Genomic DNA, 23218 nt, shown 5'->3' on the forward strand with positions numbered 1-23218 from the left:
GTCCGCCGCCAGACCTCCGATGCCAGACACCCCGTCCCAGGATTTCGTCGTCACCCCTGACCAGCTCTGCGTCGGGCTGTTCATCCATATCGACCTGCCCTGGTTCAGCCACCCGTTCAGCTTCAACAGCTTCAAGATCCGCAGCGCCGACCAGCTGCAGATCCTGCGTACGCTGGGCCTGAAGCACTTCCGCTACGACCCGGATCGCTCCGACGTGCTGCCGCGGGGCATGGTGACGACGCTGCCGGTGGAGGTTCCAGCCGCGGCAACTGCCGTGGAAGACGAAGCCACCAGCGCGGCCCTGGCCAGCAAGCACGAGCGCATCGCCCGCCTGGCCCAGCGCAAGCGCCAGGTCGTCGAGGTGGAAAAAGCCCTGGTCAAGGCAGCCGGCGTGATGCGCAACATCAACAAGAACCTGTTCGCCCGTCCAAAGGAATGCCTGGAGGAAGTGGACGAACTGGTTAACCAGATGGTCAGCGCCTTCCTCGACCAGCCCGACGTGGCGCTGCATGTGATCGGCGAACATGCCGGCGGCGAGGAAACCTACTTCCACGGCCTCAATACATCCATCCTGTCTATGATGCTGGCCAAGGATCTGGGCTTCAACCGGGCCACCAGCCAGCTGCTGGGGGTCGGCGCGCTGCTCCATGACATCGGCCTCAGCGACATCCCCGACCGCGTCGCGCGACCGCGCCAGGAGCTCACCACGCCGGAACGCAACCTGCGCCAGCTGCACTGCGAATACGGCCTGCGCATGGGCAAGCAGCTCGGCCTGCCCGAGCCGGTGCTGCGCATCATCGCCCAGCACCACGAACTGTCCGACGGCAGCGGCTACCCCAACAAGCTCAAGGGCGACCAGATCGACCCGCTGGCGCGCATCGTGTCGCTGGTCAATTACTACGACAACCTGTGCAATCCGCCCGACCTGGCCAAGGCAATGACGCCCCACGAGACCCTGTCGCTGATGTTCGCCCAGCGCCGCGCCAAGTTCGACGGCAAGGTGCTGCAGGTGATGATCCGCTGCCTCGGCGTCTATCCGCCGGGCACCGTGGTCAAGCTGTCCAACGACGCGCTGGCCCTGGTGTCCTCGGTCAACCCGGCCAAGCCGCTGCGCCCGTGGGTCACGGTCTACGACCCGAGCATCCCCAAGGACGAGGCGATCCTGCTCGACCTGGAAGAAGAACCGGACATCAACATCGCCAAGGCCCTGCGCCCGATCCAGCTGCCGCCCGAGGTGTATGAGTACCTCAGCCCACGCAAGCGCGTGACTTACTATTTCGACTCTGACTCCCGCAAGGGGCGCCGGCAATGAGCGATCGCTACCAGGACCTGTTGTTTGCCGCCGCCGAGGAAATCCTGCTCCTCGTCGATCCCGAGTCCCTGGTCATCCTCGCCGCCAATCCGGCCGCCTCGCGCCTGCTCGGCTATCCGGCCGGCAGTCTGACCGGCCAGCCGGTCACCGAGATCGAATGTGCGCTGACCGACCTGTTTTTCTGGGAAGAAGTGCGCGCCGGCGGAGGCACCGAGGAACAAGCCATGGAAGGGCTATACCGGCGCGCCGACGACAGCCTGCTGTCGGCCCGCAAGACGGTACGGCGGATCCCCGAGGGCATCCTGGTGCGGGCCACCGACATCGGCGCGCAGAAACGCGCCGAGGACCAGCTGGCGCTGATGGCCTCACGCCTGCGGGCCACCCTCGAGGCCACCGCCGACGGCATCCTGGTGCTCGACCGCCACGGCCACATCACCAACATGAACCGGCGCCTGGCACGCCTTTGGAATCTTCCGGAAGATCTCCTCGCCCGCCACGACGACGACGCCATCCTGCAGTACATGGCCGACGCGGTGGATGGCGGCACCGACCTGCACGCGCTGCTGACCCGTCACAGCCAGGACGTGAAGGAGACCTTCGATACCCTGCCGCTGCGGGACGGCCGCATCTTCGAGGCCAGCTCACGGCCCGCCCGCCATGACGAGGAAGTCATCGGCCGGGTGTTCTGCATCACCGACGTCACCGAACGCCACAAGGCCGAGCAGGCCCTGATCGCCGCCCGTGATGCGGCCAACGCCGCCAACCGGGCCAAGAGCGACTTCCTGGCGATGATGTCCCACGAGATCCGCACGCCGATGAACGGCATCATCGGCATGGCCCAGTTGCTCGAGATGTCGCCGCACACGCCGGAGCAGCAGGAATATATCGCCACCATCCAGAGCAGCGGCGATGCGCTGCTGGGCATCATCAACGACATCCTCGACTACTCGAAGATCGAGGCCCGCAAGCTGAGCCTCGAGAAGATCGGCTTCGACCTGCGCCCGCTGGTCGCCGACGTGGAAAAGCTGTTCCGCGCCCGCGCCGCGGAAAAATCCATCGTGTTCACCGCGATGGTCGCCGACAGCGTGCCGCGGGTGGTGGTCGGCGACCCGACCCGCCTGCGCCAGATCCTGATGAACCTGGTCGGCAACGCCTTCAAATTCACCGCCCGCGGCCAGATCGGCGTGCACGTCACCTCGACACCGGTCGGTCCCGGCCGCATCAACTTGCGCGTGACGGTCAGCGACACCGGCATCGGCATCGCCGCCGACAAGTGCACGCACATCTTCACGCCCTTCGAGCAGGCCGACATGTCCACCACCCGCCGTTATGGCGGCACCGGCCTCGGCCTGGCGATCTGCCGCATGCTGTGCGAGCTGATGGGTGGCGAGATCGGCGTGGACAGCGAGGAAGGTGTCGGCTCCCGCTTCTGGTTCACCGCCGAACTGGAGACCGGCGTTGGCGAGGAAAGCCATACCCCCGACGCCCCCCGCGCGATCCTGCGCCAGAGCACGCGCATCCTGGTGGTGGAGGACAACCCGATCAACCGTACCGTGCTGACCCGCATGCTGGAACGCTTCGGCGCCCACGACGTGGCCTTCGCCGAAGACGGCGAGGACGCCCTCAAGCGCTGCGCCGAAGCCGACTACGAGCTGATCTTCATGGACGCCCGCATGCCCCGCCTGGACGGCCTGGCCGCCACCCGCCAGCTACGCGAGCGGAGCTACAAGGCCTACATCATCGGCGTCAGCGCCGATGCGATGCCGGAGGAGCGCCGCGACGCGCTGGCCGCAGGCATGGACGATTACGTGATCAAGCCGGTTGCCCGCGATGCGCTGGCCGCCGCCATCGAGCGCTGGCGGCAGACCCTGATCGCCGCCTACCGGGCAGGTCTGGCCCTGCATCCCCCGGAGGAAATGTAAGCAGGCATCCAGCCGGCATCGGCCGGCCGGCGTCAAAAACCCCGCCAGGCCGGGCTTTCTCTACGGGAAGCCACGGCTCAACGCAAAAATTTTCTTACAAAACCATGCAAGGGCGGTGCAAGGTCAGCAGCTATCCTTGAGACGTATCGCGCTCCCACGGGCGCCAAGGAGAACACCATGCTGAATACCCGCCAATGGATCACCGCCGCCCTGATCGGCATTGCCGGCCTGGGCCTGTCCGCCACCGCCAGCGCCGACCGTGGCGAAGGTCACGGCTGGGGCGGGCGCGGCGAATGGCACCACAAGCATCACCACCATCATGGTGGCCGCGGCTATGGCCCGTATTACGCTCCCCAACCGGTTTATGTCGCGCCGCCGCCGGTCGTATATGAACGCCCGATCGTCTATGCGCCGCAGCCGGTATACGCCTACCCGAGCCGGCCGTCGGTGGTGGTCAGCGTACCGCCGCTGGTCTTCCCGTTGCGCTGAGGCGCGTCAGGATCCGCGCTTCGGCATGACCTGCCCCTGCAGGCAGCACAGGTAGGCAGCCGTCATTTCGTCCAGGTAGCTGCGGTAGATCGTCGCCCAGCCTTCCGCCCCCGCCTCCAGCAGCAGGTCGAGGCGGGCCTGGTGGGCAACACGGTCGCGCTCATCGAGCACATCGTCGCTGTTGAGGGCATGGGCGCGCAGGCGGTTTTCGGTGGCGCCTACAGCCAGCCGGCTGCCGAGGAAATGCATGCGCTGGACGACATCCGCATGCGCCAGCCAGATGCGTCCCAACAGGGCCCCCTGGCAGAGGGTGGCGCAGTTCAGCGCCGGTGGCAGGAATCCCATTCTGTAATCGCTTTCTTATCGCTCTCTGTGGGGGTGGCGTCGCCGCCGACCTGTCTATTGTTTTAGCCGAGCATGTGGCAGATGCAAGTCCACTCCTCGCTCAAGGGGGCGGCAGGTCCTGACTGAGCAGCCACGCAGCGCGATCGCGCAGACGCCGGCTCCACGCTCCGTTGAGGCCGGGGGCCGCGGCGAGCAGCTGCAACTCCCGCGGATCCGCCCGGTGCAGCTGGCAGGCGGTCCACAGGCGCGCCAGGCTGCACTCCGGCGCTGGCCGCTCGACCAGTTCGAGCATGTCGCCGGCGGCGATCTCCCCCTCCTGCAGCACCCGGAAATACCAGCCGGTCCAGCCTTTCTCGGCAATCAGCCGGGACATCTGCGGATGATCCAGCTTGTGGCTGATCTTCCAGCATGGCTGGCGTGGCTGGCTGACCTGCAGACGGCAACTGCCCAGCGCGAAGACATCGCCGATACACACATTGTGCTCGGTCAGCCCGCGGGCCGACAGGTTCTCGCCGAGCGCGCCAGCTTGCAGCAGAGCCGCCCGCTCGGGCACCTCCGCCGCCAGCCCGGCATAGTGTTCGGCAGGGTAGTAATGCACAGCCTTCTCGGGCCCGCCATGGACCCTTCGATCGCCCTGGGCATCGCCGACCAGCCCTTCCAGGCCAAGCGCCACGCTTCCCACGACGGCGCTCTTGAAGATGCCGGTCTGCTGCCCCTCCGGCGGCAAGGGGCGCAGGCGGCCGATGTACACGGAATCGACGACGACTTTCACGGAAACTATCCCTCCCAGACCTGTCCCGCAACCGGCCATAGCCAGGCGGCCCCACGCACGCCGGACGAATCCCCGTGCAGAGCCGGACTCATGCGGGTCGCCACGCTGTCGGAAAACACGTGCGGCGCCCACAGCGTCGGCACCCGCTCGTACAGCCGGTCCACATTCGACAGGCCACCGCCGAGCACGACCACGTCCGGATCAAGGATGTTGATGACACCGGCCAGTGCCCGCGCCAGCCGCGCCTCGTAGCGCTGCAGGCTGGCCTCACAAGCGGCGTCCCCATCCAGCGCGGCGGCGACCATGGCCTCCGGCGCCAGCTCCACGCCGCTGCTGCGCAGGTGGTCGGCCGCCAGTCCGGGCCCGGACAGATAAGTTTCGATGCAGCCAGCCCTCCCGCAATAGCAAGCCGGCAGCGGCAGGTCGGCACCCGCTGGTAGGGGCAGCGGATTATGCCCCCACTCGCCGGCGATCGAATTGATGCCTGACAGGAGCTGCCCGCGCACCACGATGCCGCCGCCGACGCCAGTACCGAGGATCACTGCGAAGACCACCTCGGCTCCGGCCGCAGCACCGTCCACTGCCTCGGACAGGGCCAGGCAGTTGGCATCGTTGGCGGTGCGTACCTCACGGCCGAGCAGGCGGCGCAGGTCATCGGGCAGCGGCTGGCCGTTCAGGCAGGTGGAGTTGGCATTCTTCATCAGCCCGCTGGCCTTGGACACCGCGCCGGGCGTGCCGACACCGACGGTGCCGCGCCGGCCGAGCTCCGTCTCGACCGCATCGACCAGCCCAGCCACCGTATGCAGCGTGGCCGCGTAGTCGCCCTGCGGCGTGGCCACGCGGCGCCGGGCCAGCGTGTGGCCCGCGTCGTCGAGGGCGATGATTTCGATCTTGGTGCCGCCGAGGTCGATACCGATGCGCAAGGGGAAGCTCCGCGGGAGATGACGAACGATAGGCGAATGATAGCCCGCGATGCGCCCTCAGGCCGGCCTGGCCTGCCGGTACTTGGTCCACCCGCTCCAGCTGTACAGCAGCAGCCCGGCCCAGATCAACGCGAAGGTGCCGAGGCGGGCCGGCTGCAGCGGTTCGTCGAAGATCAGCACCGCGGTAAGGAACTGCAGCGTCGGGTTGATGTACATCAGCATGCCCACGGTGGCCAGGTTGAGGCGCTGGGTGGCCGCGGCGAACAGCATCAGCGGCAGTGCGGTCAGCGCGCCGGCTGCCGCCAGCAGCGCCTGCGTGATCCCATCGAAGCCAGTCAGCACACCATGGCCGTGGGCCGCCTGCCACAAGGTATAGGCGCCGAGCAGGGGCATCAGGGACAGGGTCTCCAGCCACAGCCCGGAGATCGCATCCACCGCCACCTGCTTGCGCACCAGCCCGTAGAGACCGAAACTGGTACCTAGGAACAGGGAGATCCACGGCAGGCTGCCGAGGGTGAAGAACTCATTGCCGACCGCCGCTACCGCCAACGCGACCGAGCCCCATTCCTTGGCGTTGAGGCGCTCTTTCAGCACCAGCATGCCGAGCAGCACATTGACCAGTGGCGTCAGGAAGTAGCCGAGGCTGGAAGCCACCACCTGATGCTGGTCCACTGCCCACAGGAAGGCCAGCCAGTTGGCGCCGACCAGCAACGCGGCCAGCGTCAGCCGCCACAGCGTACCGGGGCGCCGCGCCGCCGCCAGCGTGCTCGCCCAATGGCGGCGGGCAGTGAGGACCAGGCTGACGAACACGCAGCCCCACACCGCCCGGTTACACAGCAGGTCGAGGGGCGCCACATGGCCGAGCTGGCGGAAGAACAGGGGAAAGAAACCCCAGATGCCGTAGGCACCGAGGCCGAAACCGATGCCGGCGAGGGTCTTGCCTTTATCCACAGGGAGAAACATGCATGCCGAAAGGCTGCACGTTAGCACCGCGTGCGGCGGCGCACCCTTGGGGTTTTCCTCTGGAGAGCGGCGACACGCCTACAATGGCGCAATCACATCATTCCAATCTGAAGGACGCACCACGCCATGTTGATCATCTTCAAATCCCCCGCCAGCGGCGACGTGATCATGTTCGGAAAGAACGGCAAGGAGATGCTGGAAGTACTCGGCAAGGACAAGGACGACGCCAAGGGCATCTTCACCGTCGAGCAACTGCCCGCCGCCATCGACACCCTGAAGGCTGCCATCGCCGCCGACAAGGCCCGCCAGGCCGACAAGGGCGACGACGAGGACGACCAGGACGCAAAGCCCGGCGGCGGCGGGGTCAGCTTCTTCCAGCGCGCGGTCCCGCTGCTCGAACTGCTGGAACGTTCGCTGAAGGACAAGGAACCGGTGACCTGGGGCGTGTAAAGGCCCCGGCAATCCGATTCTGCCCTCAATCCGGAATATTCTCCCCCGCCGCCACGACTACCCCGAACATGTCGGCCAACGTGGCCAGCACTGATACCTGCAGGGCCTCGGCCGTCACCACGCCGCCACCGAGAGCCGGCAGGCTGCGGGTGGCCGTGCAGTCGGCCGGCACCGTCACCCCGTAGCCCAGGCTGTAGGCGCCGCGGGCGGTGGAGTTGACGCAGTTGTGGGTCATGAAACCGACGATCAGCAGGTTCTTCGCGCCCTTTTCCTTCAGCAGCGCGTCCAGTTCGGTACCCACAAAGGCGTTCGGCAGACGCTTCACAACAACCGGCTCGCCGTCTACCGGCGCAACCTTGTCGGCAATGGCGCCGATCTCGGCGCGGATGTCGAACAGGCTGCCGGGGCCCGCGTCGTGCTGCACGTGGATCACCGGCACGCCCAGGCGGCGGGCGCGGGCCAGCAGCCTGGCGCAGGCGTCGAGGGCCGGCTCGATGCCGGTCAGTTCCATCGTGCCGCCACGGTAGGTGTTCTGCGCGTCGATGATGATCAGGGCGGATTCGGACAGTTGCGGCGGCGTCATCGATTTGCCAGCGATCTGGCGGAGCAGGAAGGGAGCGGACATGGATTTTCTCCAGGACGATTAGAGGTGGAGCCAGCTTAGGCCGCTGGAATACCTGCGTAAATCGACACACCTGCAGCCCATTCCTGCAAAAATGCAGGCCATCATGATTCAGCGGAATACCCCATGAACTGGGACGACCTGCGCTTCGTCGTCGAGATCGGGCGCGCCGGCACCCTCGCCGCCGCGGCCCGCCATCTGAAGGTGGACCAGACCACCGTCGCCCGACGGCTGCGCACGCTGGAGGACGAACTGGGTGCCGCCCTCTTCGAGCGCGGCGACGGACACTGGCGGCCAACCGCCATCGGCGCCGACGTGCTGCAACGTGCTGGGCGCATCGAGGAGGACGTGACCGCCCTGCTCCGTGTGGCGGAAGCCGGCGCCGGGGCGGTGAGCGGCCTGGTACGTGTCACTGCAGTCGGCACCATCATCGGCGACTACCTGGCGCCGCGACTGGCCGGCCTCTACGCCCGCCACCCGGACCTGAGCGTCGAGCTGATCGCCAGCAACGACAACCTCAACGTCGCCCGCCGCGAGGCCGACATCGCGATCCGCCTGGCCCGCCCGACGCGCGGCGACTTCCTGATCCGAAAGCTGGCCGACAGCGGCTTTGCCATCTACGGCGCCGCCGGCCACAGCCAGGACACGCCAAACGACTGGGTCGCCTACCTGGACGACCTCGCCCACACGCCGGAGATGCAGGCCCTGGAAAGCCTGCGTGGCAACGGCCGGATACGCCTGCGCTCGGGCAACATGCGCGGCCTGATGCGGGCCGTCGCCAGCGGCATCGGCTGCGGCATCCTGCCGTGCTTCCTGGCCGATCCGGAGCCGGGACTGCGGCGCCTGTCCGGCCCACAGCCGATACTGAGCCGCGAGATCTGGCTGCTGGTCCATCCGGACGCCCGCCAGCAGGCCCGCGTGGCGGCGGTCTCCGACTGGCTGGCCGAATGTTTCGCCGGCGACGGCGCGCTGTTCCGCGGCGAGCTTCAGTCGCCGACGCGGGTCAGCACATAACCGGCGAAACGGCACTCCACCGCGTCGTCGGCCTTCCGGCACTGCACCGTCTCGCCGCTGTCCGCCAGCTGCCCGAGGATCAGGGCCTCGGCCCGCAAGCCGCTGCGGGCCTCCAGTGCCACCGACAGCACTTCGTTGGCGATCCGTTCCACCGCCGCCCCCGACCCGGCGCTGTTGCTGAGCACCACCACCGCCAACTTGTGCGCCGGCAAGGCCACCAGCAGGACCGTTACCGCCAGCACACCCGCCCTGGGCGGGAGAAATCCGCACGAGGCCATGCCATTCATTTCAATGGAATACAAAGACATGACCTTAGCGTATTCCCCGGCCTGCCATCAAGCGGCGGCATGCACGCCACGAAGCGTCACAAAAGCTTCATTCAAATGGCGTGAAGCTCTGACCACAATGGCGGTATTACGTTTTGCCACGCCGCCCCGCCACCATGTACCTCAGCGGTCTGATCGTCCACCTCCGCGAACTGCTCACCAGCGAAGCCCTCAGCTTCGTCTTCCAACCGATCTTCGACCTCCGTCGGCGGACCGTGCTGGGCTACGAAACCCTGATGCGCGGCCCGGACGCCTCCCCCCTGCACACCCCCGAACAACTGCTGCGCGTCGCCCGCGAGGCTGAACTGGGGCTCGAGCTGGAACGCCTGGCCACCCGCCTCGCCGTGGCTGCGTTCGTGCAGGCGGAGCTACCCGGTCGTCTGTTCATCAACCTGAGCAGCGCGATGGTCGTCGACCATGCGGAGAGCGGCGATCTGCCGAAACTGCTGGCAGATGCCGGGCTGGCGCCGGACCGGCTGGTCATTGAACTACGCCCGCAGGCCGACGATGAGGACTCCGGGCTGACCAGCGCACTGCACGCCATCGCCGGGCAAGGCATCGGCCTGGCCTTTGACCGCCTCGCACCGGTGGCGGACAAGGCCGCGCCTCAACCCGACTTCATCAAGCTGAGCCCAGCGCAGGTCCGCCAGATCCACGCCAACCTGCCGCGCCAGCAGGAAGTGGCGGCCTGCCTGGAGCAGGCCGAGGCTCTCGGGATCCAGTTGGTCGCCGAAGGCGTCGAGGACGCCCGCGAGCTGGCCGCCCTCAATGCGCTGGGCTGCGCCTTCGCCCAGGGCTTCCTGCTCGGCCGCCCGTCTTCCGAGCCCTTTCGCCAGCTGTCCCGCGGCGTCAGCGGCATCCTCGATGCCCAGCGCAGCGCACGCGTTTTGCCGGTGACACCCCGTCCGCCGCTCCCGCCCCTGCACTGAGGCTGCGAAGTAGCACCTACGGATTGTGGCCTCCGCCCCTGTCAAACCGCGGTCAGCTGCGCATACAGCTTGGGCAGACGGGCTGGCAGTTCGGCCGGATTACGCAGGATGGTGTAGCCGGCCGGGCCGAAGAGGTGCGGCAGATAGCCCTGGCCTTCCTTGTCGATGGTCACGCAGAACGGCCGCACGCCCTCCTGACGGGCGGCGTTGAGGCTCATGCGGGTGTCCTCGATGCCGTAGCGGCCCTCGTAGTGGTCCACGTCGTTGGGCTTGCCGTCGGACAGGATCAGCAGCAGACGCAGCGCCTCCGGCCGCTTGGCGAGGATCTGCGTGGCGTAACGGATGGCGGCGCCCATGCGGGTGTAGAAGCCCGGCTTGAGGGCGCCGATGCGGCCGCGGATGCGGTCGTCCACCTTCTCGCCGAAATCCTTGATGCGGTGGAAACGGATGTGGTCGCGCCGCCGCGACGAGAAGCCGTACAGGCCGAAGGGGTCGCCGGTGGCGCCGAGGGCCTCGGAGAACAGCCACAGGCTGTCGCGGATCACGTCGATGACGCGCTGCTCGTCGCTGACCCAGGTGTCGGTGGACAGGGACAGGTCGGCCAGCACCAGGCAGCACAGGTCGCGCTCACGACGCTCGCAGGACAGATAGCCGCCGCCGCTCGCCGCCACATGGCCGGTGCGCCGGTCGGCGAAGGCGCGCACGCAGGCGTCGATGTCCAGCTCGGGGCCGTCGGGCTGGTTCTTCAGCCAGCGCTTGGCCGGGGTCAGCGCCTCCAGCTGGCGGCGCAGGCGCCGCGCCGGACGCACCAAGTGCGCCGGCAGCGGGCCGGGCGTCGCGTCACGGGGGTCGAGCACCGTCACGCTGCACATGTCACGCTTCAGTAGCTGCTTCTTCCAGTCCCATTCCGGCAGCAGGATGCCGGTCTGCAAAGGCACGTCGTCGGCCGCCGCGGACGGCAGATCGAGGTCGAAGCGCACCTTGGAGGCGGTGTCGTGGCCGTCCTGGGCCACGGAAATCTTGTCCATCTCGCTGGCGGCCCGCGGCGCATCCTCGCCGTCGCCCTCCTCATGGCCACGATTGACCTTCACGTACTCGGCAAAGGACAACAGGCTCTCGGCGCGGAAGGGCAGGATCAGGCCGTTGCGGCCGTCCGGCATGTCTTCCCGCTGGGCCTGGCGGCGTCTCTCGGTGGCATCCTCCGTCTTGCCGCCTTCCCGCTGCTCGGCCGGTGTCGGATTGGCCGCGGCCTGGCGGCGGTCGATGGCCACTGGCGCCGGATACAGCCACAGGGCCACCGGTACCGGCGGACGGCGTGCCGACGGGAGCGCGGCGACGCTGCCGGGTTCGGCCAGCGCATGCCGGATCGCCGTTTCCACTGCCGCCTCGTCAGCCGGCAGCTTGCGTGGTTCGGGCCGCTCCGCCGTGATCGCGTCAACCAGCCGCCGGTAGCGCGAACCGAAACCCGGAAAGGCCGCCAGCGTGGCCGCGCTGGCCTGCTGGTTGGCGACGATCCAGTTGTCGGCAGCCAGGTCAGTGTGGTCCAGCGCCGCCCCCTGGGCGATCAGCCACAGATAGAGGTCGCGGTTGAGGGCACGCTCGGGGAACAGGGCGATCTCCGCTGGCAGGCGCAGGGTCTCGTCGTCCCGCGTCGCGTGGGCGATCTTCTCGCCGGTATGGGCAATACGCGCCAGCCAGCCGCGCCGCGCGCCGTGCTCGGTTTCGGCGGCAGGCGCCACCCGCAGGCCCGGATCGCCGCCCAACGCACGGAACAGGATGCCGGCACTGCGCTCGATGTCCGCCAGCCGCACCGCCGCCTGCGGATAGGTGCGCGTCGCCGCCCGCGTGATGAAACGGTGCCACAAGCCACCGACAAACTCTTCCATGTGCGCCCTCCGCCAAGACTGCGGCCGGCCTCTGCATGATCACGAGAGACCGGCACCGCCCGACTGTACGGGGCATCCCGGCGACGCGTCCCTGTCCTGGCTCAATTTCCGGAGCACGCTGGGCTGTGGGGGCGAATTCACTCACCCCACAACTCTCCCCACTACTCCCCCTGCAAACGACAAGCCTGCCCGAGTCATCCTCAGCGCGCAGTCCACCCGCCGTCGATCAACTGCACCGAGCCGGTGATCGACCTGGCGACATCGGAGCACAGGAACACCGCGAAGGCGGCCACCTCGTCCGCCTCGACGAACTGCTTGGTCGGCTGGGCGGCGAGGATCACCTCACGGATCACCCGCTCTTCCGGCAGGTTATGCACCACAGCCTGGTCGGCCACCTGCTTCTCGATCAGCGGCGTGCGCACATAGCCCGGGCACAGCGCGTTGCAGGTGATGCCTTGCTCCGCCACCTCCAGCGCGACGGCCTTCGAAAAGCCGACCACCGCATGCTTGCTGGCCGTGTAGGGCGCCTTGAACGGCGAGGCGACGATGCCGTGGGCGGAGGCGATATTGACGATGCGCCCCCAGCCCTGCTCCTTCATCGACGGCAGCGCCGCCTTGGTCGTGTGGAACACCGCCGACACATTGATCGCGATGAGCTGGTCCCAGGTCTCGTCCGGAAAAGCATCCACCGCCGCCACATGCTGGATGCCGGCGTTGTTGACCAGGATGTCCACGCTGCCGAAGGCCTCGACCGTGGCCTCCACCAGCGCCCGCGCAGAGGCCGGGTCGGCCAGGTTGGCCGCCGTGTAGCCCACTTCGACGCCGGCCTCCGCCGCCAGTTCGGCGCGCAGCGCCTCCGCATCAGCAGCCGGCCGCGAACCGTTGAGCATCACCTTCGCCCCGGCCTTCGCCAGGGCCCGCGCCACTGCCAGCCCGATACCCGAAGTGGAACCCGTCACCAACGCCGTCTTGCCTGCAAGCATTACCACTCTCCTCTGTTGTGTTGTCGACTGCATGCGGGGCGAATGCACCCGTCAGGCACGGATGCTAGCGCAGCGGTGCGGGGATGCGGAATCAAGAGCACGCCACCGCCCGATTTGCCAACCACTGCACAGCAACCGAGCGTCCCGTATCACACGCCGCCAGCATGTGCATGGCTATGATCGAACAGGCGTTCAACATATGCCCAATGCGAGCACTCAAGTGATTCCAACCGACCGGCTACACCAATTGCTACGTCTGCTCAGCCATCGCCGGGCCATCCCGGCCAATGACCTGCAATACGAGCTGGGCATATCCCGCGCCACACTGACCCGTTACTTACGAGACCTGCGCGACGCGCTCGGCGCTCCCGTCGAGTTCGACCGCGAACAAGGCGGTTACCGCCTGACCCACGACCGCCACCAGCTCGGCCCCCAGTTCGAACTCCCCGGCCTGTGGTTCACCGCCGAGGAAATCCACGCCCTCCTCACCATGCAATACCTGCTGGCCAACCTGGACACCGGAGGCCTGCTCGGCCCGCATATCCGCCCGTTGCAAACCCGCCTCGGCCACATCCTCGGCAGCGCCGACGATTCCGCCGCCGAAGTGACCCGGCGCATCCGCATCCAGACCGTCGGCGCCCGCAGCTTCCGCCTCGAACACTTCCAGGCCGTGGCCTCCGCCACCCTGCGCCGCCGGCGCCTGGTCATCGAATACCACGCCCGTGGCAAAGACCAGCTCACCCGCCGGGAAACCTCACCGCAACGCCTCATCCACTACCGGGACAACTGGTACCTGGATGCCTGGTGCCACCTCCGCGGCGAACTGCGCAGCTTCGCGGTGGACGCCATCCAGCGCGCGGAAATCCTCGACCAGCCGGCGCGCGACATCGACGACGCCACCCTCGACCGGGTACTCGGCAGCGGCTACGGCATCTTCGCCGGCGCCGACGTGGAATGGGCGGTGCTGCGCTTCAGTGCCGAACGCAGCCGCTGGGTCGCCACCGAGAAATGGCACCCCGACCAGCAAGGGCGCCTCCTCGACGACGGCGGCTACGAACTGCATGTCCCTTACAGCCAGGAACCCGAACTGCTGATGGACATCCTGCGCCACGGCCGCCACGTGGAAGTGCTCGAACCGCCGGATCTGCGCGAGGCCGTCCGACGGGAGCATGAAATGGCGGGGACGAACAATTCGTGATGATCAGGTTTTGAGCATGGGGAATAAGAGAATGGCCGGCATGAACCGCAGGAGCCAAGACACATGAAATTCCCGGACGACATCTTCCTCGCCCACACAGCGGAAAGCAGCGACGGCAGCCCCCGAGCGCATGCGCTTGCGGAACACCTGCGGTGCGTCAGCGAAAAGGCTGCGACCAGCGCCATGTCCTTCGGCGCCGCCGACTGGGCCAGCCTTGCCGGCCTGTGGCACGACCTCGGCAAATATCGCCCCGGCTTCCAGCGCTACATCCGCGACTGCACCGATGCCCACATCGAAGGCCGCGTTCCGTCGAAGGACAAGACCCACTCGGCCGCCGGCGCCCTGCATGCCATTGAACACCTCAAATCCCGCCTCGGCCCCCGTGGCGAAATGGCTGCCACCGTGCTGGCGTACCTGATCGCCGGCCACCATGCCGGGCTGGCCGACTGGCACGGAGGACTGAAAGGACGTCTCGCATCCGACGATGCCCACCGCGAATACGCCGACGCCCTCGCAGCCGCCCCGACAGCCATTCTCAAAAACACCACCGCCCTCGATCTGAAAGACGCCGTACCTGGCGGCCTCCTGACACCCGGCGCCTTCGCCCTATGGCTGCGCATGCTGTTCTCGACCCTCGTCGATGCCGACTTCCTCGACACAGAAGCTTTCATGGATACCGGCAAGGCCGATGCCCGCGGCGACTTCCCGCCTCTCGCCGAGATGCACAACGCCTACAACACCCACATGGCCAGCTTCGCCGCCGACACGCCGGTACGCCGGATTCGCGCCGACATCCTGCGCCAGTGTCGCAGCAAGGCCAAGACCGCACCGGGCCTGTACACCCTCACCGTACCCACCGGCGGCGGCAAAACCCTCGCCAGCCTGGGCTTTGCGCTGGATCACGCGCTCGCCCATGACAAACGGCGCATCATCTACGCCATTCCCTACACCAGCATCATCGAGCAAACCGCCGACGTATTCCGCGACGTCTTCGCCCCCTTGGGCCGCGAATGCGTCGTCGAACATCATAGCCAGGCCGAAAGCGACCCCGCCGACGAAACCTGCGCCTCGCGCCTTGCCTGCGAAAACTGGGATGCGCCGCTCGTCGTCACCACCAACGTCCAGCTCTTCGAATCTCTCTTCGCCGCCCGCACGTCCCGCTGCCGCAAGCTGCACCGGCTCGTCGGCAGCGTGCTGATTCTCGACGAAGCCCAGCAACTGCCACCCGAATTCCTGCAACCCATCCTCGACGTGCTACGCCTGCTGATCCGCCACTACGACGTCACCGTAGTGCTATGCACCGCCACCCAGCCCGCCCTGAGCACTACAGACTACTTCGACCCGTCGATGAACCTGCGCGGCCTCGACGATGCCACCGAGCTGACGGACGACCCCGACGCCCTCTACGCAGCCCTCAAGCGCGTCGACGTTCGCCTGCCGACCGACTTCAACGCCCCCACCGAATGGCCGGCCCTAGCCGACGAACTCACCGACCACGACAGCGTGCTGGCCATCGTCAACACCCGCGGCTGCGCCCGCGAACTCCACCGACGCATGCCCAAGGGCACACTGCATCTCTCGGCGCTGATGTGCGGCGCCCACCGCAAGGACGTCATCGACCACATAAAGGCCCGCCTCAGCGCCCGCCGGCAGGGCGACGACACGGCACCGCTGCGGGTCGTCAGCACCCAGCTCGTCGAAGCCGGCGTCGATCTCGACTTCCCGGTGGTATATCGCGCCCTGGCCGGGCTCGACTCCATCGCCCAGGCCGCCGGGCGCTGCAACCGGGAGGGTGCCCTGCCCGAGCAGGGCAAAGTCTTTGTCTTCGTGCCACCCGGAAAAATACCCGCAGGCTCGCTCAGCCAAGGCGCTCAAGCCTGCCGCGGCGTACTCCACGGAAAGGTCGAAAACCCCCTCGACCGCAAACTGTTCGAAGCCTACTTCCGCCAGTTCTACGCCACGGTCAATCTCGACCAGCACGGCATCGTCGACCTGCTCAAACTCGCCCCGACCCGCGAAGACCCGCTCGCCGTCGCCTTCCGCAGCGCCGCCGACAAGTTCCGCCTGATTCCCGACACGCAAACTCCCGTCGTCGTCCTCTACCGTGGCCCAGGCGGCAAGGACGAAAAGGTGGACATACTCCTCGGCGCCCTCAAAAAGGACGGTCCCGAACGCTGGCTGATGCGTGCCCTTCAACGCTACACCGTCAGCCTGCCGCAACAGCAAGCCGAAAGCTTGCTGGCCCAGGGCGACCTGAGCCTCGTCATTCCGGGACTGTACGTACAGGCGAACGATCTGCTCTACGACCCCCAGCTCGGCCTACGCGCCGACGACCAGCCCCTCTCCGCCAGCGGACTCGTCTGCTGAACCGCTGCCCACCCGACATTTCACCTGGAGCCCAAAAGCGAGCCAACGATGAACACATTCTGTCTCGAAGTCAGTGGTCCATTCGCCTGCTTCACACGACCGGAAATGAAGGTCGAGCGCGTATCGTATGACGTCATCACCCCGTCGGCCGCGCGTTCGGTGTTCGAAGCCATCCTGTGGAAACCGCAGATCCGCTGGCGGATCACGCGTATTGAAGTGTTGAACCCGATCCGCTGGATCAACCTGCGGCGCAACGAGGTCGGGGCCGTCGTCTCGACCCGCAACGTGCAGCAGGCCATGAATGCCGGCAGCGGCTATCTCGGGCTCGACATCGAAGACGAACGCCAGCAGCGCGCCGGCCTCTTCCTGCGTGACGCGGCCTACCGCCTGCACGCTGAGCTGGCCCTTTCGCCCAAGGCCAACGATCCTCTCGTCAAATACACCGAGATGTTCACCCGCCGCGCCGCCAAGGGCCAGTGCGTGAACCAGCCTTACCTCGGCTGTCGCGAGTTCGCCGCCGATTTCCGGCTAGTCGCCGCCTCAGCCGCCGAGCGCCCAGCCATCGACGAGACCCGCGATCTCGGCTGGATGCTCCACGACCTGGACTTCACCGACCCGTGTGCCCCCCAGCCACGCTTCTTCCGTGCGGAGATGAAGAACGGCGTGATCCTCGTACCGGACTTCGAAACCGGAGAGGTGAAGTCATGATCCTTCAGGCCCTGTACGACTACTACCAGCGCAAATGTGCCTCCACCGACCCAGCCGAACGGCTGCCGGCTTATGGCCTGGAAGAGAAGGAAATCCCCTTCATCCTCGAAATCACTGCCGACGGCGAACTGGTGCAACTGCGCGACACCCGCAGCCAGGACGGCAAGAAGAAAGTCGGCCGGCGCTACCTCGTTCCGCAGGGCATCAAACGGGCAAGCGGCATTGCAGCCAACCTGCTGTGGGACAACGTCGAGTACCTCACAGGCATTGACACCCGCGGCAAACCGGAGCGGGTGATCGAACAGCATGCGGCTTTTCGTGCCCGCATCAATGCACTTCCTGCATCGGCCCAGGCCGATGCAGGACTGCGGGCCGTACAGGCCTATCTCAACAAGATCGACCCGGAGCGCCTGGCGCAGGAACCAGGCTTCGCCGAAGCGAAGGAAAACAACGCCCTGATGAGCTTCCAGCTCCACGGCGAGCCGCAACTCGTCTGCCAGCGCCCGGCCGTGGCCAGCGCCGCGATGGCTGCCGACGATCCGGCGGACGATACACCCAGAGCCCGATGCCTTGTCACAGGCCAACCCGCCGAAACCGAACGCCTGCACGCGGCGATCAAGGGCGTGTGGGGCGCGCAGGTCGCCGGAGCCAACATCGTGTCCTTCAACCTGGATGCCTTCGAGTCCTACGGCAAGCGAAAACTCCAGGGCGAAAACGCCCCCGTCGGCAAGCCCGCCGCCTTCGCTTACACCACCGCACTGAACCACCTGCTCGGCAAAGGCTCGCGCAACCGCTTCCAGGTCGGCGACGCCTCCACGGTCTGCTGGGCCGAGCAACAAGGCGAAGCCGTCTCCGAGTACGACACCGTATTCGCCGACATCTTCGGCCAGCACGACAACCCGGATGCCGGCGTGAACGCGGTGACGACGCTTTTCAACTCGGTGCAGAGCGGACGTTTCGACGGTGCCGAAGGCTCTGCCCGCTACTTCGTGCTGGGCCTCGCCCCCAACGCGGCGCGCATCAGCGTGCGCTTCTTCCACACGATGACACTGGCCGAATTGGCGCCACGCATCCTGCAACACTTCAAGGATCTGCAACTCACACACGGTCCGAACGACTCGGACTACCCGTCCCTGTTCCGCCTGCTCACAGCCTGCGCGGCCCAGGGTAAAGCCGACAACATTCCACCCAACCTGGGCGGAGCCATCGTCGACGCCATCCTTGCAGATCCCAACGCCCCCTACCCCAGCCTGTGGCTCAACGCCGCCGTCAATCGCTGTCGTGCGGAGCGGGAGGTGAGCTACCACCGCGCTGCTGCCATCAAGGCCTGCCTGAACCGATCCATCCGCCGCAATCCGCAGGAAAAGGAGTTCCAACCCATGCTCGACCTCGACAACACCAGCGCGGCCTACCGCCTGGGCCGGCTGTTCGCCGTACTGGAGAAGATCCAAGAAGAAGCCTCGCCGGGCCTTAACGCGACGATCCGCGACCGCTACTACGGCGCCGCATCGTCCACACCCGTCGCCGTCTTCACCACGCTGCTGCGCCTCAAAAACGCCCACCTCAAGAAGCTTTCCCAGGGCCGCTCGGTGTCGTTTGAAAAGCTGCTTGGCGAGGTGTTGTCCGCGGTCACCGATTTTCCTGCCCACCTGACGCTCACCGACCAGGGCCGCTTCGCCCTCGGCTACTACCACCAGCGCCAGGCCTTTTTCACCAAATCCGACAAAGCTGAATCCACCAAGGAGAACAACTGATGGCTCTCAACAACCGCTACGACTTCGTGCTGCTCTTCGATGTGAAGGACGGCAACCCCAACGGCGACCCGGACGCCGGCAACCTGCCGCGCCTCGACGCCGAATCCGGCCACGGACTAGTCACCGACGTGTCCCTCAAGCGCAAGGTCCGCAACTTCGTAGGGCTCGTGAAGGAGCAAGACAGCCGCGATCCGCAGCCAGGCGAAAAACGCTTCGAAATCTACGTCAGAGAAAAAGCTATCCTCAACAACCAGCACCAGCGTGCGTACTCGGCGCTCAAACTCGATGCACCGGAGGAAGCGAGCGAGGAATTCGCGCTGGAAGCCGACGAGCCAGCTGGCAAGAAGAAAAAAACCGCCAAGGAAAAGCGCAAGGGCAGCGCCGACGACGTCGATCAGGCCCGCAAATGGATGTGCCAGAACTTCTTCGACGTGCGTACTTTCGGCGCGGTGATGTCGCTGGGAACCAACTGCGGCCAAGTCCGCGGCCCGGTTCAGCTCACCTTCGCCCGCTCGGTGGCGCCCATTGTGGCGCTGGAGCATTCCATCACCCGCATGGCCGTCGCCACCGAAGCCGAGGCGGAGAAGCAGCAAGGCGACAACCGCACCATGGGCCGCAAGCACACCGTACCCTACGGCCTCTACATAGCCCACGGCTTCGTATCGTCCTTCCTGGCCAAGCAGACCGGCTTCGGCGAGGAAGACCTGGAATTGCTGTGGCAGGCGCTCGAGAACATGTTCGAGCACGACCGCTCCGCCGCCCGAGGAGAAATGGCGACCCGCGGACTGTACGTCTTCAAGCACGACTCGGAACTCGGCAACGCCCCCGCCCATGAGTTGTTCAAGCGAGTTTCAGCCAAGCCGACAACGGAAATTCCGCGCGACTTCGAAAACTACAAGGTCACGGTGAACGACACCGACCTGCCGACTGGCGTCACGCTGATTCGTCGGGTCGGGTAAGGCAAGTCCTCAACGCCGCCTCCCCAATACCCCGGGCGGCGGCGCTGATAGGCAATCGCTAGGACTCGCAGGATGTCTCCTTCGACGCAATACACCCAATCGTGAGAGGTTTCGAGGGGAAGTCGCCGGGACTGCCGGGCGAACGGAGTACCAATACCAGGATGTGCGCGGATCAGCTCAATACTGTTCAGGCGTATCACCGAGGTCTGCATCACGATGGGCAAGCAGGCTGACGATAAGCGCATCCAGATCGTCCGGCGGGAGTTGCAGGGCTTCGGCAACCAGGGCCTGCAAAGGCAGGCTGATGATGACGCCTAGACATCGATAACGTATTGAATCTTAGCAGCCACCTCATGCCAGAACCACTCGACCCTATCCCCCTTTCGGCCCTCCAGCACTGGGCCTATTGCCCGCGCCAGTGCGCGCTCATCCATTTGGAGCAAGCCTTCGAGGACAACGTGTTCACGCTGCGTGGGCAGGCCGTCCATGCCCGTGCCGACCAGCCCGGCGTGGAGGTTCGCGCTGGCTTGCGGGCCGAGCGGGCGCTACCGGCGTTCAGTGATCGCCTCGGCCTGATCGGCAAGGCCGACGTGGTGGAGTTCCAGCCAGACGGCACGCCTTACCCGGTGGAATACAAGCACGGCTCGCGCAACAAAAAAGCGGCCATCGCCGCCTGCGACGACCTGCAACTGGCCGGCCAGGCCCTGTGCCTGGAAGAAATGAGTGGCCGGGCAGTACCCGAAGGCGCGCTGTTCTACGCTACCTCCAAGCGCCGCCGGGTGGTGCCGATCACACCGGCGCTACGCACCGCCGTCGAGACCGCTGCCGCAGAAATCCGCGCCATGCTAGCCAGCGGGCAAACCCCGCCACCCGTCAATGACGAACGCTGTCACGCCTGCTCCCTGCGCGACCTGTGCCAACCGGCAGCGCTGTCCCATGGCGCCGACCTGGACCGCCTCCACCAAGCCCTCTTCGACCCGGACATCTGACCGATGCAACTGCTCAACACCCTCTACGTGACCCTGCCAGAGAGCTACCTGCATCTGGAGAACGACACCCTGCGCATCGAGGTGGAGCACGACACCCGCCTGCGCGTGCCGCTGCACCACGTGGGCAGCGTGGTGTGCTTTGGCAACGTGAAACTGTCCACACCCTTGATGCACCGGCTGGCCGACAGCGGCATCGGGCTGGTGCTGCTCGACGGCAACGGCCGTTTCAAAGCACGCCTGGAGGGCCCCGTTTCCGGCAACGTGCTGTTACGCCAGGCTCAGCATGAACGCTGCCGCGATGCGGGATTCGCCCTCGCCATCGCCCGCTACTGCGTGGCCGGCAAGATCAAGAATGCCCGCCAGGTGCTGCAGCGCGGCGCCCGGGAAGCCAAAGAGCCAGGCGATGCCGCCAGCCTGACCCGGGCAGCCGACGATCTCGCCGCCGCCCTGCGCGCCCTCCCCAATGCCACCGACCTGGACACCCTGCGCGGTGTCGAGGGCGAAGCGGCCCGCCAGTATTTTGCCGGACTCAATCTGGTCGTCCGCCCCGAGGCCCGCGCTGCCTTCCAGATGGATGGCCGCAGCCGGCGCCCACCCCGCGACCGCATGAATGCGCTGCTGTCCTTCCTGTATTCCATGCTGATGAACGACTGCCGCTCGGCCGTCGAGGCCGCCGGTCTCGACCCGCAGGTGGGCTTCTTACATGCCTTGCGCCCCGGGCGCGCCGCCCTGGCCCTCGACCTGATGGAAGAATTCCGCGCCATCGCCGACCGCGTCGCGCTGACCCTCATCAACCGCAGCCAGATCGGCGCCGGCGACTTCACCGAACGGGAAGGCGGCGCGGTTCTACTCGAAGGCGATGCCCGCAAAGCCGTGGTGGTGGCCTGGCAGGAGCGCAAACAGGAAGAGCTGACCCACCCGCTCCTCGAACAAGCCATCCCACTCGGCGTCGTCCCACTGGTCCAGGCCCGCCTGCTGGCACGCAGCCTGCGCGGCGAAATGCCCGAATACCTGCCCTTCGTCATCCGCTGAAAGCACCGCCATGCTCGTCATCGTCTGCTACGACGTGAATACCGAAACCAAAGCCGGCCGCCGACGCCTGCGCCGCGTCGCCAAGGTCTGCGAAGGCATCGGCCAGCGCGTCCAGAAATCCGTCTTCGAATGCCAGGTCAACCTGATGCAGTTCGAAACCCTCGAACGGGAACTCCTCGCCGAAATCGAGTTGTCCGAAGATAATCTCCGCCTCTACCGCCTCCCCGACAGCCGCGGCTCCGAAGTACGCGAACACGGCACCTTCCGCGCCACCGACTTCAACGGACCTTTGGTGTTGTAACATCTCTGGCGCGAACCCCTAGTGCCCAGGATTTTCCCGATAGGTTCGCGCGAACACCAAGCTGTTGATTCGAAGCAGTAAGACAAAATCCCCCCCTCAATGAAACATCCGTTACCACTCTTCACGCGCAGGTTCGCGCAAAGCGGACTTTTTCCCGTGACGGATCAGACTTTTGCGCGCGAAGGGATTCGTCCGTTAGCAATAACGGACGTGGATTGAAACTCCCTCCAGGCCGTTGCCGGCCTTTCACCCTCGGATTCGTCCGTTAGCAATAACGGACGTGGATTGAAACGTTGCTGCGGCAATTCCCCATATCCCGAGGGCTGTTGATTCGTCCGTTAGCAATAACGGACGTGGATTGAAACTTCGATCATTTGCGGGTCCAGAAATGAAAAACCCGATTCGTCCGTTAGCAATAACGGACGTGGATTGAAACCAATCACTTCAAGGTCCATGACCTTGTTATAGTTAGATTCGTCCGTTAGCAATAACGGACGTGGATTGAAACCTCGGGTTCTCCGTGGATCGCACGTTCCTTGAGCGATTCGTCCGTTAGCAATAACGGACGTGGATTGAAACAGGCACTCCCCGCTTGCGACCATCTCGGGCGGGTGCGATTCGTCCGTTAGCAATAACGGACGTGGATTGAAACGCCCGAATAGGCGGCGTCGAAGGTGTCTTTCAGGGATTCGTCCGTTAGCAATAACGGACGTGGATTGAAACGATCTGGGCGCCGTAGTACGGGTCAGGCAGATCGGATTCGTCCGTTAGCAATAACGGACGTGGATTGAAACTTGCCGCCTACTGTGTTCTGGTCGGCTGCCAGCACCGATTCGTCCGTTAGCAATAACGGACGTGGATTGAAACAAAGTCGGGAGGCGGCGTTTCACTGGCGAGAGACAGGGATTCGTCCGTTAGCAATAACGGACGTGGATTGAAACGGGACGCTAATGCCGCCCTTGGACTGGCCATAG

Annotated in this window: 22 protein-coding genes and 1 CRISPR repeat array (1 of these 23 cut by a window edge); of the genes, 14 read left to right on the forward strand and 8 right to left on the reverse strand. The window is 66.0% G+C overall.

Features of this window, described 5'->3' with window-relative positions; translation table 11 throughout:
* Positions 1-19 precede the first annotated feature (19 nt).
* The 3 genes from ACE3RX_RS00170 to ACE3RX_RS00180 all read left to right on the forward strand — a co-directional run bounded on the left by ACE3RX_RS00170 (position 20) and on the right by ACE3RX_RS00180 (position 3723).
* Positions 20-1312 (forward strand): HD-GYP domain-containing protein, encoded by a 1293-nt coding sequence (locus tag ACE3RX_RS00170; protein ID WP_374479048.1) that lies wholly within the window; start codon positions 20-22, stop codon positions 1310-1312.
* The gene (locus ACE3RX_RS00175; protein WP_374479050.1) at positions 1309-3234 is read left to right on the forward strand and encodes an ATP-binding protein; all 1926 of its coding nucleotides are present in this window, start codon (positions 1309-1311) and stop codon (positions 3232-3234) included. Before ACE3RX_RS00170 ends, ACE3RX_RS00175 begins: the two co-directional genes overlap by 4 nt.
* Before the next feature lie 177 nt (positions 3235-3411).
* Complete coding sequence (locus ACE3RX_RS00180) at positions 3412-3723, forward strand: hypothetical protein (RefSeq protein WP_374479052.1); 312 nt, start codon at positions 3412-3414, stop codon at positions 3721-3723.
* A 6-nt stretch (positions 3724-3729) separates the two neighbouring features.
* On the opposite strand, the gene ACE3RX_RS00185 is transcribed toward ACE3RX_RS00180, so the two are convergent.
* The 4 genes from ACE3RX_RS00185 to rarD all read right to left on the reverse strand — a co-directional run bounded on the left by ACE3RX_RS00185 (position 3730) and on the right by rarD (position 6726).
* Positions 3730-4068, reverse strand: a complete 339-nt coding sequence (locus ACE3RX_RS00185) for a hypothetical protein (protein ID WP_374479054.1) — start codon at positions 4066-4068, stop codon at positions 3730-3732.
* Positions 4069-4168: 100 nt separating this feature from the next.
* Complete coding sequence (locus ACE3RX_RS00190; RefSeq protein WP_374479056.1) at positions 4169-4840, reverse strand: MOSC domain-containing protein; 672 nt, start codon at positions 4838-4840, stop codon at positions 4169-4171.
* 5 nt (positions 4841-4845) lie between these two features.
* A complete protein-coding gene (locus tag ACE3RX_RS00195) occupies positions 4846-5763 on the reverse strand; it encodes an ROK family protein (protein ID WP_374479058.1) in 918 nt (305 codons plus the stop codon).
* A 57-nt stretch (positions 5764-5820) separates the two neighbouring features.
* Complete coding sequence (rarD, locus tag ACE3RX_RS00200; protein ID WP_374479061.1) at positions 5821-6726, reverse strand: EamA family transporter RarD; 906 nt, start codon at positions 6724-6726, stop codon at positions 5821-5823.
* A 126-nt stretch (positions 6727-6852) separates the two neighbouring features.
* On the opposite strand from rarD, the gene ACE3RX_RS00205 reads away from it, so the two are divergent.
* Positions 6853-7176 carry a DUF1840 domain-containing protein gene (locus tag ACE3RX_RS00205; RefSeq protein WP_374479063.1) on the forward strand — a complete coding sequence of 108 codons (324 nt, stop codon included), beginning with the start codon at positions 6853-6855 and terminating at the stop codon, positions 7174-7176.
* Positions 7177-7201: 25 nt separating this feature from the next.
* Here ACE3RX_RS00205 and ACE3RX_RS00210 read toward each other — a convergent pair whose 3' ends face one another.
* Complete coding sequence (locus ACE3RX_RS00210) at positions 7202-7801, reverse strand: cysteine hydrolase family protein (protein WP_374479065.1); 600 nt, start codon at positions 7799-7801, stop codon at positions 7202-7204.
* A 123-nt stretch (positions 7802-7924) separates the two neighbouring features.
* Between ACE3RX_RS00210 and ACE3RX_RS00215 the strand changes: the two genes are divergently transcribed.
* Positions 7925-8812 carry a LysR family transcriptional regulator gene (locus ACE3RX_RS00215; protein WP_374479068.1) on the forward strand — a complete coding sequence of 296 codons (888 nt, stop codon included), beginning with the start codon at positions 7925-7927 and terminating at the stop codon, positions 8810-8812.
* Here ACE3RX_RS00215 and ACE3RX_RS00220 read toward each other — a convergent pair.
* On the reverse strand, positions 8785-9090 hold the full coding sequence (locus ACE3RX_RS00220) for a hypothetical protein (RefSeq protein WP_374479070.1): 306 nt from the start codon (positions 9088-9090) through the stop codon (positions 8785-8787). The genes ACE3RX_RS00215 and ACE3RX_RS00220 overlap by 28 nt on opposite strands.
* A 164-nt stretch (positions 9091-9254) precedes the next feature.
* Here ACE3RX_RS00220 and ACE3RX_RS00225 point away from each other — a divergent pair, with 164 nt between their 5' ends.
* A complete protein-coding gene (locus tag ACE3RX_RS00225) occupies positions 9255-10067 on the forward strand; it encodes an EAL domain-containing protein (RefSeq protein ID WP_374479072.1) in 813 nt (270 codons plus the stop codon).
* Positions 10068-10108: 41 nt separating this feature from the next.
* On the opposite strand, the gene ACE3RX_RS00230 is transcribed toward ACE3RX_RS00225, so the two are convergent.
* Both ACE3RX_RS00230 and ACE3RX_RS00235 read right to left on the reverse strand, forming a co-directional pair.
* The gene (locus tag ACE3RX_RS00230; protein ID WP_374479074.1) at positions 10109-11953 is read right to left on the reverse strand and encodes a nitric oxide reductase activation protein NorD; all 1845 of its coding nucleotides are present in this window, start codon (positions 11951-11953) and stop codon (positions 10109-10111) included.
* Between the two features lie 200 nt (positions 11954-12153).
* Positions 12154-12936: a 3-hydroxybutyrate dehydrogenase gene (locus ACE3RX_RS00235; RefSeq protein WP_374479076.1), complete on the reverse strand. Its 783-nt coding sequence runs from the start codon at positions 12934-12936 to the stop codon at positions 12154-12156.
* Between the two features lie 247 nt (positions 12937-13183).
* Between ACE3RX_RS00235 and ACE3RX_RS00240 the strand changes: the two genes are divergently transcribed.
* The 8 genes from ACE3RX_RS00240 to cas2 all read left to right on the forward strand — a co-directional run bounded on the left by ACE3RX_RS00240 (position 13184) and on the right by cas2 (position 22244).
* The gene (locus tag ACE3RX_RS00240) at positions 13184-14134 is read left to right on the forward strand and encodes a helix-turn-helix transcriptional regulator (RefSeq protein WP_374479078.1); all 951 of its coding nucleotides are present in this window, start codon (positions 13184-13186) and stop codon (positions 14132-14134) included.
* Positions 14135-14197: 63 nt separating this feature from the next.
* Entirely contained in the window at positions 14198-16501 is a 2304-nt protein-coding gene (locus ACE3RX_RS00245) for a CRISPR-associated endonuclease Cas3'' (RefSeq protein WP_374479080.1), read from the forward strand.
* Between the two features lie 48 nt (positions 16502-16549).
* Positions 16550-17209, forward strand: coding sequence for a type I-C CRISPR-associated protein Cas5c (cas5c, locus tag ACE3RX_RS00250; protein ID WP_374479082.1), 660 nt, complete (start codon positions 16550-16552; stop codon positions 17207-17209).
* Positions 17206-18963, forward strand: coding sequence for a type I-C CRISPR-associated protein Cas8c/Csd1 (gene cas8c, locus ACE3RX_RS00255; protein ID WP_374479084.1), 1758 nt, complete (start codon positions 17206-17208; stop codon positions 18961-18963). The genes cas5c and cas8c overlap by 4 nt, the downstream gene beginning before the upstream one ends.
* Complete coding sequence (gene cas7c, locus ACE3RX_RS00260; protein ID WP_374479415.1) at positions 18960-19922, forward strand: type I-C CRISPR-associated protein Cas7/Csd2; 963 nt, start codon at positions 18960-18962, stop codon at positions 19920-19922. Before cas8c ends, cas7c begins: the two co-directional genes overlap by 4 nt.
* 353 nt (positions 19923-20275) lie before the next feature.
* Complete coding sequence (gene cas4, locus ACE3RX_RS00265; RefSeq protein ID WP_374479086.1) at positions 20276-20911, forward strand: CRISPR-associated protein Cas4; 636 nt, start codon at positions 20276-20278, stop codon at positions 20909-20911.
* A 3-nt stretch (positions 20912-20914) separates the two neighbouring features.
* Positions 20915-21943 (forward strand): type I-C CRISPR-associated endonuclease Cas1c, encoded by a 1029-nt coding sequence (gene cas1c / locus ACE3RX_RS00270; protein WP_374479088.1) that lies wholly within the window; start codon positions 20915-20917, stop codon positions 21941-21943.
* A 10-nt stretch (positions 21944-21953) separates the two neighbouring features.
* Positions 21954-22244, forward strand: coding sequence for a CRISPR-associated endonuclease Cas2 (gene cas2, locus ACE3RX_RS00275; RefSeq protein WP_374479090.1), 291 nt, complete (start codon positions 21954-21956; stop codon positions 22242-22244).
* Positions 22245-22429: 185 nt separating this feature from the next.
* Positions 22430-23218: a CRISPR direct-repeat array (repeat unit 37 nt; unit sequence GATTCGTCCGTTAGCAATAACGGACGTGGATTGAAAC); it runs 4000 nt beyond the window's last position.

Source organism: Zoogloea sp. (assembly GCF_041914405.1).
In the GTDB taxonomy this organism is placed as follows: domain Bacteria; phylum Pseudomonadota; class Gammaproteobacteria; order Burkholderiales; family Rhodocyclaceae; genus Zoogloea.